This window comes from Rhizobium hidalgonense (genome assembly GCF_002914525.1).
Classification (GTDB): domain Bacteria; phylum Pseudomonadota; class Alphaproteobacteria; order Rhizobiales; family Rhizobiaceae; genus Rhizobium; species Rhizobium hidalgonense.
Genome location: NZ_LODW01000046.1, coordinates 20,234 through 35,848 on the forward strand (window position 1 = coordinate 20,234; position 15,615 = coordinate 35,848).

Sequence of the window (15,615 nt, forward strand, 5' to 3'; positions counted from 1 at the left end):
CCAGATTTTCAGCCTATCTCAGACGGCACTCGCAAAGTGTTCCCGCCCTACGAACTCCATTGTGGCGAGGAGACTTCTTCTCGATGTTCGGATTCGATGAGCACCTTGAAGCATGTCATTAGGGGCTTGGTAGCGTACGGCTTCCTGACAAATCTAAAGCGGTGGGGTAGCAACGACTGTCGCAGATTTACGATCCCGGACGTCATAACAATCGCTAGCTTTGGCCATTTTGCATGAACGCGGACCGCGAGTTGCACACCATCTATTGCGCCTTTCATATTAACGGAGGTGAACACGAGACTGATGTCGTCTCGCTTTTCCAGGATCTCCAACGCATCTGCGCCACCGGACGCCTCGACTGTCGCGTAGCCAGATCCTTTGCACGCAACGACCGCTTCCGCGCGAAGGATCCGGTTCTCTTCGACAATCAGGATCACGTGTTTTTGAGCATGGCCGTCTAACAACTTGACTACCCAGCAAAGAGTTTAGCGATGAGAAGCATCAAATCATCAATGTTGCGGCGCAGCAACAAGATATTCGCCGGTGGCACACACGATGTCTCGTTCCAGGCCAAGAGCAGTCGGTTTCGGCTGGATGTATGCCCGGTCTCAGAACGAGAACGTTGAAACTGCAATTCCTCCAGATGAAGCCAAGAGAGAATAGTTTTCATCCCCGTTGTTGGGCGGGAAATTGGCTACTCTTTTGGCGCCTTCTGAGGAAGCAATGCCTCCGGCGCATAGCTGTACCCGCAGCATGAATCTTGCGGCCGATCGCGGCCGGAGTTCGATGACCTCATCGAAACAATGCACTTTCACCCGCAGAGCTTCGAGTCCAGGCGGCTCACTCCTCACTCCCAAGGGGCGTCTGAGGGAACGGCGGCACTCCTCCTCCCAGTCGCTGTTCTTTCATTAAGAAAGCCTGCCGCAACTCCTCCCGCGGCAGGCTTTTTCGCCCGCGGCGCGCGCCCGCGGCATGATGGTCCCGTCACCCTCTTCACGATCGGCGGCGAGTAAGGCATCCTTTCATTTAACGAGATCGAACCCCGACGGCGATCTCGAAGTCGTCCTTTGGTGGCTCATTGAGCCGACACCTGCCTTTTGCCGCGCCGCTTGCGAGCGGCAGGCAAGCGCCGGGTTTTACTTCAGCGTGCTCGATCCGCTCGAGGTTGTTGGTCGGCATTTGTCGCCGCGCTCGGCCGCCTCGATTTCGTCGGCCGTCAGGCCAGTCGTGATCGCCAGATCTTCCAGACTGTAGCCCTTGGCAAGGCAGTCTTCCTGCAAGGCAGTTGCAAACCTGATTTGAAGATGCCCTGGGTGGCGACCGATGACATCGCGTGGCTGGCAGCGAAGGAACTGACCAATCCGACGGGCAGACACCGCGTCTATCGCGAAGTAGGCTCTGAAGATGTCTCGATGAACGAACTGGCCGCGATCATTGGCAAGGAAATCGGCAAGCCGGTGGAGTACCGATACATCGAGACGACCCGCAAGGACGTGGAAGCTGAATTTCTGGCGCGGTTCGGGACGGTGGAGAAATGGCAGGACGACACCCAGAGTGCCGACGCTTTGAACAATGGCATCGTAAGGTTCCATGGGGAGCACGAGGATCGTCCGAAATTGCCCACGACGATGGAGGCATTCATTGGTGACGTTTGGAAGCCGCGTTACCTGGAGGCGGCCAGAGCGGGAGACGAACGAGAGACGTTTTCCATGTGGACCGCCGGGGACTAGCTGGATGCCAAGCTGGTTTTTTTGAACCCTCCCAGCAATCTGGAGTCCTTGCTGGATGCTACCGCAAATCGTTATTTGCGGTAGCTATATGACCGCGATGCGCAGCATGGCCATCAAACCGAGATAGCACCACGGCGCTACGGATCAGTCTTCATCTTCCATAGCAGCGCCCGTATAAGCTCAACGAGTTAAGTCAGAGGACTTCTGGTTGGGATCCAGCTTGCTGACTGTCGCTGCTCAGGATTTTAATGATCCGGTCATAGCCGTAGAGAGTAGCGAGGCTTAGTGGTGTCAGGCCCGAATGAGTTTTCAAATCACGGCGAGCACCAGCGCGTACCAGGGACGCAACGGCATCTACGTATCCATGCCACACAGCATCGTGCAAAGCGGTCAAACCATTATAAGGACCCTGCGCATCAAGCTCAACCTGAGTATCACCCTGCTTTGTTGATGAGGTCAAAATATCGATGTGATCCGCCTTTCCGAAGTAGGCAGCATCGTGAAGTGGCGAACCACGCATGAGACCGATCGTACGGCGAGGATCTGCGCCAGAATCCAGCAGTACGCGCACTATTTCGGCATGACCTTCGCGAACTGCGAGACCGAGAGGCGTGTAGTCGTCATCGAACGTCCCGGTTATTGGCACCCGAACCTCAAAATCAGCGCCATCTGCAATCAGCCGCTTCACCTCCTCAATATTTCCGGCCTTTACTGATGAGACGATCGACAAGCTGGCAATGTGCTTTTCATCGGCCTGATCTCGTTCCTCAATAAGCGTTGCGATTGCTTTCAGGTCGTCATGCCTGGCGATTTCGAGCGCTGTCTGTTGCCAGTAATTCCTTATAGTGGTCCGAGCGCGCCGAGACAGCAAAACCCGCACGACAGCTTCGTGCTTGTGGAGCACGGCGTCCATCAAAGCGGTGTTACCAAGAACTGGCGATTGCTGATCGATGAAGGCACCGTGGTCGAGGAGAATCCCGATTATGTCGGCGCTGCCGGACTGTGCCGCCTTGTGGATTGCCGTTGCTCCCATTCGAGGTTCCGCCGCCAGTACGTCGGCGCCGGCAGTAAGGAGCAAAGCAACAGCTTGTGCCTGCCCAAGCGCAGACGCGACCATCAACGGCGTGAGACCGTCGGGGCCTCTAGCATTAACATCTGCCCCGGCGTCGATCGCTCCTTCGACTGAAGCAAGATCACCTGTACGAATAGCGTGAGAAAGTAGCATCGTTTATGTTCCTTGATCGGTTAGACAGTTGCTGAAACGGTGGCGTTGAGGCCGTTCAGGAATTTGATGATTTCGGCATTTACGCGTTCGCGGGCCTCATGATGGGGCCAGTGACCTACACCTTCCAGGCGCACGACATCGACGAGCCCGGGCGCTGTCTCGCGCATCTCTTCCACGGTCGGTGGGACCGGGTGGAACAGTCGGCACAACCCATCTGCATCGCCCCAAATATAAAGCGATGGCTGCTTGATAAGCACATCTTTGTAGGCAGCGAGATGCTCAAACGTCGCCTGCACCCCACGGTACTGGTTCAGACCGCCTCTGAATCCCGTACGCTGGAACGTTTCGATGTTGTGCTTCACATAGGCTGGATCGGCCCAGCTCGGCAGCACTTCAGGGGCAGGCCGAAACATATTCCGCTTTGCGTCGATGGGATCCCAGCCGGTTCCTTCGGCGGGCTCGCCCGACAGCCAATAAAGTGCACTGGGAATAGTCTTGCTGGCATCACGAATCCGGTCATCCGTCTCCGGCTTCATCATGTCGAAAGCATAATAGAGATCGCCGAGACCGCGACTGCGTAGCAAGTCCCACGTACTCAACTCGCCACGCGGCAGGAACGGTATGCCGAGCGTTATGATCCCGTTGAAACGATCTGGTCGCATGACCATTGCCCGTTGTCCGTGGTCCGCGCCCCAATCATGCGATACGATCGTTGCGGAAGGTACGTGCAATGCATCGAGGATGCCAATCAGGTCGCCAACGATTAAGGCTCCGCTATAAAGTGCTGGATCGTCCGGGGAATAGCTGTTGCCAAAACCCCTCATGTCGAGCGCAATCGCACGGTACCCGTTTTCCGCGACAACTTGCATCTGGCTACGCCACGTTTCGACTGTGTCCGGAAAGCCGTGCAAGAAAAGAACGACTGGACCACGGCCTTGTTCAACGACATGGAAAGAGGCGCCGTTGGCCACTTGCGAATGGTGTAGGGGATGATCCGGGGCGGCTGATACTTCATTAGGGGGACTCATTTTTTTTGCTCCAGGCTATGCTTGATTTGAGACTTGCGGCGCGTGTTGGATCGGCTCCAATTCAATGACTTCACCACCTGAGGCGCGCAGCCGCTCAAAGTATGTGGAGTGGTCGATGAGCTGGGCTGGGAAGTAGAGGCCCGGTCGAGGCGTATCGCCTGCGAGACCAGCCAGGCGTTCAAGAACGAGCGCGACACCCAGACCCGTTAGCGGCATCTGCCCACCGGGGTGAACGATCGCGTGACGTTCCCGAAGTTGCTGCCCGGCGTGATCCAGGCCCGAAAGATTGACAATGATTTCAGTCGATACCGGTCCGCCTTTACGGCGCGTCGAGCTTGCCCCAATCGCTAAGTCAAACCGGACGTCTGGTGCGCCGGTTGCGTTTGCCAGCAACAAGACGTCGTTCGGTGAAAACATGTTGGCCTCGATCTCCGTGCGATCTACCGCCCGCACCGTAGACCTGGTTTCGTCACCGCTGCACCAACGCCATGCGCCAGACCGTCTGAAGAGAGCCGCAGCGCCCGCATACATCTGGCGCTCAAAGTCGGCATTTGCTGCGGGTCCAAACGCGTCTTTCTCATCGAGGATCGCCTCGATGTGAATTCGCTCCAGACGACCGAATTTTTGGGCAAAGATTAAGGATGGCACGCTCGCCGCTCCAACCAACCATTCCGTACCAAGGACGACGGGCGCGGCGGCAGGTTTGTGCATGAATGTCGCAGCCTCCAAGCCCAGTTCGCTGATGCTTGGAGAGATGTTGATATGCCCGGCGCGCTTTTGCTGCGCCCAGCGAAGAGCTGCCCCCGTCTCATCGGTGAAAAGCGTTGCAACGGCCGAGACACGCGGTTCGCCTATGCCCAAATCGGGAGTGGTCAAATCGACCGTCACCGCAGATGCGCCATCTACTGCTGCAGCCGCTTGTTTCGCGCGTTGCTCGTTCCTGCCTCCAATCAACAAAGGAAGGTCGGGATGCCACTTACGCAAGAAGCGAGTGACCCAGCGCCCAACTTCACCGGCGCCGCCGATGATCAGTATGGGATCTTGGGGTTTTCCTAAAGCTTGTAACATCACGACACCTATGCTTAACTGACACCTACGAAACGTAAGTTACTAAACGTAGGTACGCAAGTGGAAAAAACTAAAAGCACCGTGGATAACAGGAGCGTGGGCCGCCTATCAAAATCAGAACGGCGTCAGCAGCTCCTCGAAACGGCGCGGCTTGTCGTCCGGGAAGAGGGCGCAGATAAGCTCACCCTGGCGCACCTCGCGGCGCGAGCGGGGGTTTCAAAGCCCGTCACGTACGAGCACTTCGAAACGAGAACAGGACTCTTGATTGAGCTCTATCGATGGATAGACACCGAACGCATCTCCGCCTTTCGCTCGCTAATGGCTCAAGGGAACCGAACGGCAAACGAGACCGTGTCGGCTTTGGCAAAAACCTACCTGGCCTGCGGCGCCGACCAAGGTGACGAATTTCATGCTGTTGGGTCGGCGCTTGCTGGAAGCGAGGAAAAGGCGGCTGTCTATCAAGAGTTAGTCGACGCTGTGATCGAGATGTTCGTGGAGGTTCTACGACCTCACTCAAGCTTTCGGCTGGAATCGTTGGCATTGGCCTGCGCGGCATTGGTTGCGTCAGGAGACGCGTTGACAAGCGCCGTTACACGCGGGAATTGCTCCGCTTCTGAGGCAGAGGAGGTGTTTTCGGTTCTTATTGGAGCTGTGGCCCGGGGGAAGGTATAAGAAGAGGTGCCGCTCAACACGGCCGAGGGGTATCAGGTTGATGGGAGGAGCATCCGACGGAGTAAACAATCGCCCCGTTCGTTGGTTTGATCTGTTTTGGCACAAAAACGTCACCTCACATTGTCGGATAGCCTCAAGTTGATTTAATCGAACTGGAGTCACAGTAGAGCAAGATAGGGTTCTGTGGAGGCTGGAGAACATGAAACTAAAAACCAGCTGTCAAAAGTCGTCCGTGAAGAACCCCGTTTAGCAGATCTGAAATGATGGATTTTCTCCGGTTTGCACCTGGAAGCTACCCCATAGCGTCGCGCTTCTCGTATCCAGATAGATCATCAGCCGCGCCATATGATCCCGACGAGTTTCTTCACGGCGTGCATAGAGGGCAAATTCGTCTGGAGCGGCGCCGATCTGATCAGCAACATACTTCAGCATGGCGCGAGGCGGAGTTTCTTCTGCTCCAAGCACTCGACCCGGGTATCGCATTAGACATAGCTGTATGGCAAAGCCGAGCCGATTGTGAATTACGTCTCGGCAGTTCGATCTCCAGGCGATCCGCCAATGATCCTCGTCCACGAGCTGATGGACCCTTGACGGCCGTTGTCTGAGGATCGGGCTGCGTCGCCGTATCGACGCGCGAACTTGAGCCTTGCCCGCAGACGGTCCGTAACTCATCTCGAACGTGAAAAAGAGCGCGCGAGATGCTCTGCGGGCACTATCGCGCTGGGATGACGTGCCGTGGCTGACGCAAGACGGTCGACGGAACGCGGACATAGGTTGCGGCCCTAATGTCTGTGTTCACCGAGATGGAACTGCCCATTCCAAGCCAAAACGGGATCTCATTAAAATTGACTACAATAAAATCACGATATGCCTCCTTTTTAAGCATGCAGTTTATTTAAGCAGCAGTAGCGGTAAAATGCGAAATTTTGGCGGTTTCTGCTGTTATTTTGGCCGGATATGCATGCCTCGGCCCTATTGCGCAATTGACCGGTTTTACCTGTAATGCAGGTCAAGCAAGCCTAGCGGCTCGCCAGTAATAGTACCTCTAGATCGAGAATTGGCTGAGATCAAACTCGCGTTAAGCGGGACGGCGAAGCTATGCAAACACGGAGCAAGCGGCAATGTCGAAGTTGAGAACAACAATCCTGACGGGGTTTTTGGGCGCGGGAAAAACTACCCTGCTGAACCGGATCTTGACTTTGGGAAGCGCCGAGCGTGTCGCCGTCATCGTCAATGAGTATGGGGAGGTCGGGATAGATGGACAGCTCGTCGTTCAGACCAAGGATGAAATCGTCGAACTCAACAATGGTTGCATTTGCTGCACGGTCCGTGACGATCTTATCGCCGCCATCCGCAGCCTGCTCGCATCTGGACGGCCAATCGACCGTTTCATAATCGAGACGTCAGGGCTCGCCGACCCCGCCCCGGTCATACAGTCGTTCATCCTCGACGAGGTTCTATCGGCAAGGCTTGAGCTCGATGCGATTGTGACAGTCGTCGACGCGCGTCACATATCGCGCCAGCTCTCGCAGGAGGAGGCGGTCGAGCAGATTAGTTTCGCCGACGTCCTCTTGCTCAACAAGATCGATCTTGAAGACGAATACCGTTTGATCGAAATCGAACAGGACCTGTCAAGACGCAACCCGTTGGCCCGGATCATCCGCACAAGTTCCTGCAACGTGGAACTGGCCGACGTTCTGGGGATCGGCGCCTTCGATCTCAAGAACATTCTGGCGATCGATCCGAACATTCTGGACGAACATGACCACGAGCACGATCAGACGATCGGTTGCGTCGCCATCCGCGACTACGAGGCTCTCGACCCGGACGCCCTCAATCGTTGGCTCACCCAACTTGTCCAAGAGATCGGTACCGATCTTTTTCGCATGAAGGGCGTGTTGAACTTCGCAGGCGAGGCGAGGCGATACGTCTTCCATGGCGTCCATATGACCCTGGAAGGACGCCCAGGCAAGGTGTGGCAGCCCTTCGAGACTCGCGTTAGCGACATGGTCCTTATCGGTCGCAATCTCGACGAAGGCGGCTTGCGCGAGGGCTTCAGAAGCTGCCTTGCCGAACCTCATGCGCTTGCTTCCTGACCCCTTCATTCCGGAAATGCCACCTGTCCCTCAAGGAGAACAACCATGCCCCCTCTCGTTGCCGCAATGATCAGCCTTGGCGTCCTGGGCGCGATCGACACCTACATTACTGCAACCGTATTTCCCGTTCCCGTCTGGGTGACGTTCATCGCCTGGGCTTCCTTCTTCGCTTGCGGCGGTGGCCAGCGCGGACTGATCAAAAGCATTGTTTCGAACGGGACGGGCATCATCATCGCCACGATCACGCTCCTGATCATCCAGTTCGGACCAGCCTATCCAATCTTCGCTTCCGTCCTCGTCGGCCTCGGCACGTCGGCAATGGTACTTGCTTCCTCCATTCCGATACTGAGCTTCACACCAGCAATCGTCTTTGGCTTCGCCTCCTTTGTTGGCACGACGGCTGCCACCAACACCACCGTTGTGGCCTCCGGCATCAATCATCCAACACTCGTCGCGATGGCCGCCATGCTGCTGGGGGGCGTCTTCGGGTTGCTCTCCGAAATGGGCACCAATCTCCTGGCGGCCAAGAAGCCGGTCACCGCCTAATTCCGTAACGCAGAAAGGACAACGTTATGAAACTGCAACACTATCTGGGCGGACTGGAGGGTCTAGGCCCTGTGAGTACCGAGACTCGCGTTTTCGTCGAGACCTGGGAAACCCGCATCTTCGGCATCCATACCGCGATGATGGCGCTTTCCTCACAACTGTCACTTCCCCCGACACCGTCCAATTTCACGACTGTTTGGACATGGGCGGACCTTCGAAAGGGTGCCGAATCCCTGAACCCGTTCGATTATTTCAAATTCCGCTATTACGAAAAATGGCTCGGCGGCATTTCCGGCTACTTCATCGACAAAGGATATATCACCGCGGAAGAACTCGACGCGTTGACGGAAGAATATTATCGCAATCCGTCGAAGTCCCTCCCGGCCGTCGGCGACGCAGCCATTGACAACCGGGTGGTGCAATATCTCGTCGAAGGCGACAGCCCGAAGCGCGACACCAATGTGTCTTTTGATTTCGCAGTCGGCGACTTGGTTTCAATCAAGGACGTACCCTCCATCGAGCACAGTAGACTACCGGGCTTTCTCCGCAACAAGAGCGGTACCGTCGAGACGGTCTATGACGGAGCCTACGTCTACCTTTGCGATACGGGGACAGACGGGATCGGCGCTGCAATGCCCGTCTACTGCATTCGGTTCGAACCGGCAGACCTCTGGCCCGGCAACACTGAGAAAAACTTCAGTCTCTATGCCGATCTGTATTCGCACTACGTCGAAACGCCTGCGGCAGCATCTGCCTAACAGGCGGCTTGGCCCGCCATCCAATAGGAGCACACATCACATGATCGACCGCTTTCAATATCGCGAGGATCGCGAAGCCTACAGCGCCGCACGGGTCAAGGCTCTCGAAGCCTTGCTGATCAAAAAGGGCATTATCACGGACAAGACCGTCGACACGGTCCTCGACTTCTTCGAAACGAAGATGGGCCCCTTCAACGGCGCAAAGATCGTCGCTCGAGCCTGGGTTGACCCGTCCTTCAAGGATCGGCTCGTGACAGACACGCCGGCGGCGATCGCCGAACTCAATCTGCCCGAGGGCATGGCAGGCGCCGAGGGCGAGCATATGCGTGCCGTCGCGAACTCGCCGGATGTGCACAACCTTATCATATGCACACTTTGCTCCTGCTATCCCTGGCCGGTCCTGGGGCTGCCTCCCTACTGGTACAAGGATCCCACCTTTCGCAGCCGCGCCGCCCGAGAACCACGCGCTGTTCTGGGCGAGTTCGGACTCAAGGTCCCCGAAACCATCGAAATCAAAGTGTGGGATTCCAGTGCGCAGATCCGCTGGTTCGTCGTTCCTGAACGTCCGGTTGGCACAGAAGGAATGACGGAAGCGGAACTCGAGGCGCTCGTCACTCCCGAGGCAATGATGGGCGTCGCCATCGCCAAGGCCGCGTGAGGCCGTCGACGATGCTAACCCAGTTCGAACACTTCGCAATCACTGAGATGATGGGGAAGACCGATAGTCCTCCTCGCGCCAACGGGTCTCTCTGCTTCGGTTCGCAGTGGGAGCGGTCCTCGTTCGGAATAGCCCTGGCGCTCGCCAAGAACGGCGTCTTCGAATGGGATGAATTTCGCGACGAACTGATCTCGACGATCAAGGCCTGGGAGGATGCCCATCCTGTCGATCGCTCGACATGGAACTACTACGACCAGTTCCTGGCGGCGCTCGAGAAGGCAGTCGTCAAGGCTGGCATCATCGATCCCGAAGAGATCCGGGCCGTGCTCGCGGCCTGATCAAAAACAGCAACAGATACTTCGCAAAGGGCACCCCGCCCGTCTCGAAAGGTACGAAAAATGTCAGTATCCGTAACATCAACCATCTCGACCCCCGTCATAGCGAACTCCGCGGCCAGAATTCTTCAGGCGGCGATGGCCTTGTGCTTTGGCGCGATCATCGTCGGCTTCGTAGGTTTTTCCCATATCGAAATCGTCCACAACGCAGCGCATGACACCCGTCATGCCAATGCGTTTCCTTGCCACTGAGGGCCTCTGAAATGTCTTTGTTTCGCTCCATCGTTTTCACCGCTGCCCTTACCGGCGTTATCGTTGGTGTGTCCATAAGCGCGGTTCAGTTTGCCGGCACAAGCCAGTTGATCGCGAAGGCGGAGGTCTACGAAAAAGCGGGCGAAGTGGAGCCCGAGGCGGTCACCACGTCCCCCATGGTGGATGCCCACGTCCATGACGCTGGTCACGATCACGAAGAAGGCGCCTGGAAACCCGCAGACGGGTTTGAACGAATGGCGTTCACGGTGGCCGCCAACATGCTGACCGCGATTGGATATGCGCTGGTGCTTTGTGGCCTTATCGCGATGCGCGGAAAACCGGTAACGTGGCGCGAAGGCCTGCTTTGGGGATTGGCAGGGTTCGCATGCGTCATGATCGCTCCCATGCTGGGTCTGCCGCCGGAGCTGCCAGGGACACCCTCGGCTCCGCTTGGTGACCGGCAACTCTGGTGGATCGGAACCGCACTTGCAACTGCTGCAGGTATCGGATTGATTTCATTCAAGCGTGAGCCATGGGCGGCCCTGGTTGCCATCGCGCTGATCGCCGCGCCTCATCTGATGGGCGCGCCTGCGGCCCCGGAAGGAATGCACGCGCTGGCACCGGAAGCTCTTGAGCATCAATTCGTTGCCGCGGCGGTCATGACCAGCCTCTTGTTCTGGGCGCTCTTGGGCTCGTTGAGCGGGACACTCTTCAACCGCTTCGAACGCACGACGTGAGCAACGAAACGATATGATCTGGAGGGACGACCTCGATGCTCTGCAGTTTGCCGCCGGAAATGGTGGCAATTGCATCGTGCATCGCCGAGCATTCCGCGCAATGTTGCTCAAACCCCCAAAGCGGCACGACTGCATCGAGTTCTACGAACAGAACAGCGACGCGTTTGAGGCGGCAGCCAAGGCGAAGATCGACAATGGAGATGTGCATGAGGGATTTAACTTCCACCTCAACAGCAGGCAAATCCGAAACAGCCTGACGCGCGAGGACTGGCAGCGATCTTGCATGACCAATTTGGCGAATGACAAACCAGGAGACTAAAGTCCTATGCGAATCGTCATCCTCGCGCCACCCGGCGTGCAGTCCCTCGACATCGTTGGTCCCGCCGAGGTCTTCTGGGAGGCGGCAAGACGATTGGGCGACATGGACGCCTACGATATCCAAATCATGTCAACTGGCGCCCCTTCCGTGGCGGGAACGGGCCAGTTGCGGTTCATGGCCGATCGGACAATCTTCGATGAGGACGAGGATATCGACACCCTACTCGTAGCAGGCGACCCGGCCTTCTTCGAAATCGACCCAGCCGTCATCGCCTGGCTCCAGCGTCGAGTACCGACGGCCAGACGGTTCGGATCGATCTGCACTGGAGTGTTCCTGCTCGCCGCCGCCGGTCTTCTCGACGGAAAAAGGGTCACCACGCATTGGGAATGCGCCGCGAAGTTCAGCGACGAATATCCCAATATCGATCTGGATGCCGACGCCATCTACGTGCGCGACGGGTCTCTGATAACGGCTGCCGGCGTCACGGCAGGTATCGATCTCGCATTGTCGCTCGTCGAGGAAGACCATGGCAAGGACACCGCAATGATCGTTGCGCGCTACATGGTCATGTTCATGAAGAGACCTGGCGGACAGTCGCAGTTCAGTGCGTATCTCGTCGGCCAGATGTCGGAGACGACCCTGATCCAGAAGGCCCAGGAGTACGTTTTGTCGAATTTGAACCGCGACCTCGACGTCGAGAGTCTTGCCCACGAGGTCGGCATGAGCACCCGGAACTTCGCTCGGGTCTTCCGTAAGGAGCTCGGCTTCACGCCGGCGGAATTCGTTGCAGCCGCCCGCACGGACGCCGCAAGACGACTGCTGCAGGACACCACGCAGCCGCTCTTGAGGATCGCTACCACTTGCGGCTTCGCGGACGTGAATGCTATGCGCCGGGTCTTCGCCAAAACCATCGGCGTAAGTCCGAATGACTATAGGAGCCGTTTCCAGACATCGTCTAAACCATCGCAAACCATGCCTATTTGCGATGCTAAAGTGCACCCGCGGAGGGCTCTCGCGATGGAGATAGCGTTAGCTACCTCCCATCCGGGCGCGGTCAGCGGGCGAGGAGCGCGAGCGGTTTGAGTTCGAGTCTGTGGTATTGAATTTCTTCACACGCCAACCGACCCAGACAGCACAATATAGCGCCCCGTACCCACGTTGGAAAGGTTTGGTTCGTACACGCGGGCGTACGCGATTATCATCACTTCCACCCGCGACAATGGGACTGTACGAATTCAGAAAGGCTGCAGCGTCGAAGCGCTTCCAGCTCACGAGCCGGTCGAGATCAAGGACCCTGAAGCGCGTGCGCAACGTCAAGCCGCTCCGGTCGAAGCTCACGCGCTCGACGTCGGGGTCGGCGGTCTCGACATGTGGACGAAGCAGCTCTTCGGCCTAGCGTCCTTTGTGCCCCGGGGGCGGACAGCTTTGCCTTCCGGCCGGCAAGCCGATTTTACCGGCCGATCAAAAGTTCCATAAATACCTTTTGCGCCACTGAAACTGAAATAGCGGGTAAACGGGTCTGGCACTGCGAGGGTTTTTGAGGCGTCCGGCTTGTTGCCGTTGTTGTTCAAGTTCTGGGCGAAGAAGATCGCATAATGGTTCGACTGGAAGTGGTTGTGTGCCGACTCTAAAATTGCAGAGTTTAGCCGTACCGTGAATTAAAATCAGCCGGACGTCTACTTTAAATTAGCCGAGAGCTGATAGCCGATGACAGATTCGCCATCGCCGAAAAAGCTGGTTGAACGGGCCAGCTCCTGGCCACCGCAGCGCTCCGCTGCCTGCGACTTGCAGGAGAGGGCGGGGGACTTCTACTGATCATCGATGCCAAAGGCGAGCGCGCCGCCAACTGGTACGCTTCCTATGGCGCCGAGCCGCTGAAGGACAAGCCGCTAACTCTCGTGATGCCGCTCATCACCTTGGCGGCCGACTTGCGTGCCAAAGGTCTCCTCTGATCCCGTAAGCCGCGAAGACTCCTCATATTGGGAAAGCGATTTCTGAACGGATTGTGCCTCCGCGTTCAATGCGGCGATTGTGATCGTCAGCTCGGATTACCGAGAATCGATTTTTTGCCTCTCCGCCTCGGCCGCTGCGACGGTCACTGCGACATCGCCATGGCAGACCCCACTGGCATCGCACACCTGCTGTTCGAGAACTGAAAAGCGCTACCCGCCTCTCGGATACCAACCGCCATTGAAGGCTTCAACATCGTCCGCTCGTTTCAGTCGATGATGCCCATGCGAAACATCTATCGGCCATCGCTATGCGTCGTGCTGGAAGGGGCGAAGGAACTGCAGTTCGGCGACGAGTATCTCAATTACCGCAACATGGAGTGCCTGGTCGTCAGTGTCGGCGTTCCTGCGACGGGAAGGATCGTGGAGGCAAGTGCCGCAACGCCCTATGTCGGCGTCATGATCGACTTCGACGTGGCAACCGTCCGCGAGGTTCTCGAACAGATGGAGACACCGCCAGCGCAGTCCGACACGACCGGTCCTTGCGCGTTTGTCGCAAAAGTGGATCAACCCCTAGCCGATTGCATACTCCGCCTAGTTCGACTGCTGGCAACGACAAAAGCGATACCGATCCTGGCGCCTTCGATCGTTCGCGAGATTTGCTATTGGCTGCTAAGCGGCCCACATGGCGGCGAGATTTGCAAACTTGCCTGCCCAGAAACAAACATTGAACGTTGGTAAGGGCCGTAGCCCTGTTGCACACAAACCGCGGAAACTCTGCGCGTCGAACAGTTGGCCCATGTTGCGCGGATGAGCCCGTCGTCGTTTCACCAGCATTTCAAGGCATTGACCTCGATGACGCCGCTTCAGTTCCAGAAGCAGCTACGCCTGCTGGAGGCGCGCCGTCTCATTGTCACGAAGGCCGCCAATGTTGCCGAAGCGGCCTACAAGTTGGATACGAGAGCGGGTCGCAGTTCAGCCGAGAGTATACGAGAACCTTTGGCGTTGCGCCCAAACAGGATGCTCTGAACCAACAGCGCCTCCACAACGAATATGCCGGCCGCACCGTCCAGTCCGCGTAATCTCATCGGGAAGGTGCAAATGGGTCGAGGGTAGCCGTCGGGCTGCACGGGCTAAAAGAAGGGTCAGCCGGTTGATATTCCTTCAAGCGCATTGGAGGCAAGTGGTCGTAGCAACGCACGGCGCCTTGTCGCCATTTAACGGCAGATCCCCGGCGCAGGGCAGTGGTCGGCAATTCGTCCCGTTTAACGACTAAGGTGTTTTCCAAGTCTTCAACAGCATTTCCACGAATTTTTCCGCAGCAGGAGACAGTGCACTGCTTCGCCTTTGTACGATGCCGATCGTTCGGGAGACTACAGGGTTTACGATTGGTCGTGTGACGAGGAAAGGATGCTCATCCTGCGGCGTGGCCAATCGCGGCAGAACCGATATCCCAAGTCCGGCTTCCACAAGGCCAAGCGAAGTATTGAGATGGGTCACCTCATAAAACCAGTTCAGCTTTAGATTGTGTCGGGCCAGCGCGCCATCGAGGAGCGTCCTGTTGCCGCTGGAACGATCGACAACAACCAGCGGGTAGGGTTCCAGTTGATCCCATCGGACTGTTTCGAATGCCGCCAGAGGGTGGTCTTTCTTCATCGCCAATACAAATGGATCGTCGATGAGCGGCTCAAATGCAAGCTCTGGATCCGAATTTCCCATTAGGTTGACGCCGAATTCTACTTCGCCGCGAGCCACTGCCTGCAGGCCCTCGTTTGCCGTCAGGTCTCTGATACGCAGCCGAATATGCGGATATTGCTTGCTAAAGGTTTTGATGACCGTAGGCAGAAAATAAAACGCTGCAGTGGGAACGCAGGCCATGGTAATTAGACCGCGTCGCTGCGCACCGTCCTTCATCGCAAAAAGCGATCCATCGAACTCCTCCAGCATCCGCCGGACAAGCGGCATGACTTCCTGACCCATTGCCGTTGGAGCGACATGCCGAGTGGTCCTCTCAAGGAGTGGAGCGCCGATGGCCTGCTCCAGTTTCTGAATGCGGCGCGTGAGCGCCGGTTGCGAAATGTGCAGCGCATCCGCTGCTCTGTGGAAGCTTTCCAGTTCGACCACAGCCTGGAATGCCCGCAGATCAAGAATCTCGCAATTGATGCTCATATCGCAATAAATCCTCCGAAAATTGCATTTCACAGATTATGCTTCTTTGCCCATATTGCAACAACAAGCGAGA

The 15,615-nt window shown here is 57.0% G+C and carries 16 protein-coding genes and 3 pseudogenes; 13 read left to right on the top strand and 6 right to left on the bottom strand.

Annotated elements, in window-relative coordinates:
- Positions 1-47: 47 nt before the first annotated feature.
- A complete protein-coding gene (locus tag ATY29_RS08185) occupies positions 48-437 on the bottom strand; it encodes a response regulator (RefSeq protein ID WP_244597370.1) in 390 nt (129 codons plus the stop codon).
- A 660-nt stretch (positions 438-1,097) separates the two neighbouring features.
- Here ATY29_RS08185 and ATY29_RS08190 point away from each other — a divergent pair.
- Entirely contained in the window at positions 1,098-1,730 is a 633-nt protein-coding gene (locus ATY29_RS08190; protein ID WP_425299304.1) for an NmrA family NAD(P)-binding protein, read from the top strand.
- Between the two features lie 193 nt (positions 1,731-1,923).
- Here ATY29_RS08190 and ATY29_RS08195 read toward each other — a convergent pair whose 3' ends face one another.
- The 3 genes from ATY29_RS08195 to ATY29_RS08205 are packed head-to-tail and all read right to left on the bottom strand — an operon-like array spanning position 1,924 to position 5,051.
- Positions 1,924-2,955, bottom strand: a complete 1,032-nt coding sequence (locus ATY29_RS08195; RefSeq protein ID WP_097535809.1) for an ankyrin repeat domain-containing protein — start codon at positions 2,953-2,955, stop codon at positions 1,924-1,926.
- Positions 2,956-2,975: 20 nt separating this feature from the next.
- Positions 2,976-3,983, bottom strand: a complete 1,008-nt coding sequence (locus ATY29_RS08200) for an alpha/beta fold hydrolase (protein ID WP_097535811.1) — start codon at positions 3,981-3,983, stop codon at positions 2,976-2,978.
- 15 nt (positions 3,984-3,998) lie between these two features.
- Positions 3,999-5,051 (bottom strand): saccharopine dehydrogenase, encoded by a 1,053-nt coding sequence (locus ATY29_RS08205; protein WP_097535813.1) that lies wholly within the window; start codon positions 5,049-5,051, stop codon positions 3,999-4,001.
- Positions 5,052-5,111: 60 nt separating this feature from the next.
- Between ATY29_RS08205 and ATY29_RS08210 the strand changes: the two genes are divergently transcribed.
- Positions 5,112-5,723, top strand: coding sequence for a TetR/AcrR family transcriptional regulator (locus ATY29_RS08210; RefSeq protein WP_097535815.1), 612 nt, complete (start codon positions 5,112-5,114; stop codon positions 5,721-5,723).
- A 303-nt stretch (positions 5,724-6,026) separates the two neighbouring features.
- Here the strand turns inward: ATY29_RS08210 and ATY29_RS08215 are convergent.
- Positions 6,027-6,285: pseudogene (locus ATY29_RS08215) on the bottom strand (DUF4158 domain-containing protein); the annotation flags it as partial.
- Positions 6,286-6,844: 559 nt separating this feature from the next.
- Between ATY29_RS08215 and ATY29_RS08220 the strand changes: the two are divergent.
- From ATY29_RS08220 to ATY29_RS38480, 11 genes and pseudogenes are all read left to right on the top strand, one after another.
- Positions 6,845-7,819 (top strand): CobW family GTP-binding protein, encoded by a 975-nt coding sequence (locus ATY29_RS08220; RefSeq protein WP_097535817.1) that lies wholly within the window; start codon positions 6,845-6,847, stop codon positions 7,817-7,819.
- A gap of 45 nt (positions 7,820-7,864) precedes the next feature.
- Positions 7,865-8,365, top strand: a complete 501-nt coding sequence (locus ATY29_RS08225) for a DUF1097 domain-containing protein (RefSeq protein WP_097535819.1) — start codon at positions 7,865-7,867, stop codon at positions 8,363-8,365.
- A gap of 26 nt (positions 8,366-8,391) precedes the next feature.
- Positions 8,392-9,123 (top strand): nitrile hydratase subunit beta, encoded by a 732-nt coding sequence (gene nthB / locus ATY29_RS08230; protein WP_097535843.1) that lies wholly within the window; start codon positions 8,392-8,394, stop codon positions 9,121-9,123.
- Positions 9,124-9,163: 40 nt separating this feature from the next.
- Positions 9,164-9,781: a nitrile hydratase subunit alpha gene (gene nthA, locus ATY29_RS08235; RefSeq protein ID WP_097535845.1), complete on the top strand. Its 618-nt coding sequence runs from the start codon at positions 9,164-9,166 to the stop codon at positions 9,779-9,781.
- A gap of 11 nt (positions 9,782-9,792) precedes the next feature.
- Positions 9,793-10,119, top strand: a complete 327-nt coding sequence (locus ATY29_RS08240; protein WP_097535847.1) for a nitrile hydratase accessory protein — start codon at positions 9,793-9,795, stop codon at positions 10,117-10,119.
- Positions 10,120-10,179: 60 nt separating this feature from the next.
- Positions 10,180-10,368, top strand: a complete 189-nt coding sequence (locus ATY29_RS08245) for a CbtB domain-containing protein (RefSeq protein ID WP_097535849.1) — start codon at positions 10,180-10,182, stop codon at positions 10,366-10,368.
- Positions 10,369-10,379: 11 nt separating this feature from the next.
- Positions 10,380-11,105: a CbtA family protein gene (locus tag ATY29_RS08250; RefSeq protein ID WP_097535851.1), complete on the top strand. Its 726-nt coding sequence runs from the start codon at positions 10,380-10,382 to the stop codon at positions 11,103-11,105.
- Positions 11,106-11,118: 13 nt separating this feature from the next.
- The gene (locus ATY29_RS08255) at positions 11,119-11,424 is read left to right on the top strand and encodes a hypothetical protein (protein ID WP_097535853.1); all 306 of its coding nucleotides are present in this window, start codon (positions 11,119-11,121) and stop codon (positions 11,422-11,424) included.
- 6 nt (positions 11,425-11,430) lie between these two features.
- Positions 11,431-12,507: a GlxA family transcriptional regulator gene (locus tag ATY29_RS08260; RefSeq protein WP_097535855.1), complete on the top strand. Its 1,077-nt coding sequence runs from the start codon at positions 11,431-11,433 to the stop codon at positions 12,505-12,507.
- Positions 12,508-13,169: 662 nt separating this feature from the next.
- Positions 13,170-13,376: pseudogene (locus ATY29_RS37520) on the top strand (GNAT family N-acetyltransferase); the annotation flags it as partial.
- Between the two features lie 225 nt (positions 13,377-13,601).
- Positions 13,602-14,455, top strand: a pseudogene (locus tag ATY29_RS38480) (AraC family transcriptional regulator).
- 190 nt (positions 14,456-14,645) lie between these two features.
- On the opposite strand, the gene ATY29_RS08280 reads toward ATY29_RS38480, so the two are convergent.
- Positions 14,646-15,542: a LysR family transcriptional regulator gene (locus ATY29_RS08280; RefSeq protein WP_097535857.1), complete on the bottom strand. Its 897-nt coding sequence runs from the start codon at positions 15,540-15,542 to the stop codon at positions 14,646-14,648.
- Positions 15,543-15,615: the final 73 nt, after the last annotated feature.

Coding starts and splice junctions, on each gene's coding strand:
- nthB (WP_097535843.1), top strand. CDS start 8,392: ATGAAACTGCAACACTATCTGGGCGGACTGGAGGGTCTAGGCCCTGTG.
- nthA (WP_097535845.1), top strand. CDS start 9,164: ATGATCGACCGCTTTCAATATCGCGAGGATCGCGAAGCCTACAGCGCC.
- ATY29_RS08200 (WP_097535811.1), bottom strand. CDS start 3,983: ATGAGTCCCCCTAATGAAGTATCAGCCGCCCCGGATCATCCCCTACAC.
- ATY29_RS08250 (WP_097535851.1), top strand. CDS start 10,380: ATGTCTTTGTTTCGCTCCATCGTTTTCACCGCTGCCCTTACCGGCGTT.
- ATY29_RS08220 (WP_097535817.1), top strand. CDS start 6,845: ATGTCGAAGTTGAGAACAACAATCCTGACGGGGTTTTTGGGCGCGGGA.
- ATY29_RS08260 (WP_097535855.1), top strand. CDS start 11,431: ATGCGAATCGTCATCCTCGCGCCACCCGGCGTGCAGTCCCTCGACATC.
- ATY29_RS08240 (WP_097535847.1), top strand. CDS start 9,793: ATGCTAACCCAGTTCGAACACTTCGCAATCACTGAGATGATGGGGAAG.
- ATY29_RS08225 (WP_097535819.1), top strand. CDS start 7,865: ATGCCCCCTCTCGTTGCCGCAATGATCAGCCTTGGCGTCCTGGGCGCG.
- ATY29_RS08245 (WP_097535849.1), top strand. CDS start 10,180: ATGTCAGTATCCGTAACATCAACCATCTCGACCCCCGTCATAGCGAAC.
- ATY29_RS08195 (WP_097535809.1), bottom strand. CDS start 2,955: ATGCTACTTTCTCACGCTATTCGTACAGGTGATCTTGCTTCAGTCGAA.
- ATY29_RS08205 (WP_097535813.1), bottom strand. CDS start 5,051: ATGTTACAAGCTTTAGGAAAACCCCAAGATCCCATACTGATCATCGGC.
- ATY29_RS08255 (WP_097535853.1), top strand. CDS start 11,119: ATGATCTGGAGGGACGACCTCGATGCTCTGCAGTTTGCCGCCGGAAAT.
- ATY29_RS08280 (WP_097535857.1), bottom strand. CDS start 15,542: ATGAGCATCAATTGCGAGATTCTTGATCTGCGGGCATTCCAGGCTGTG.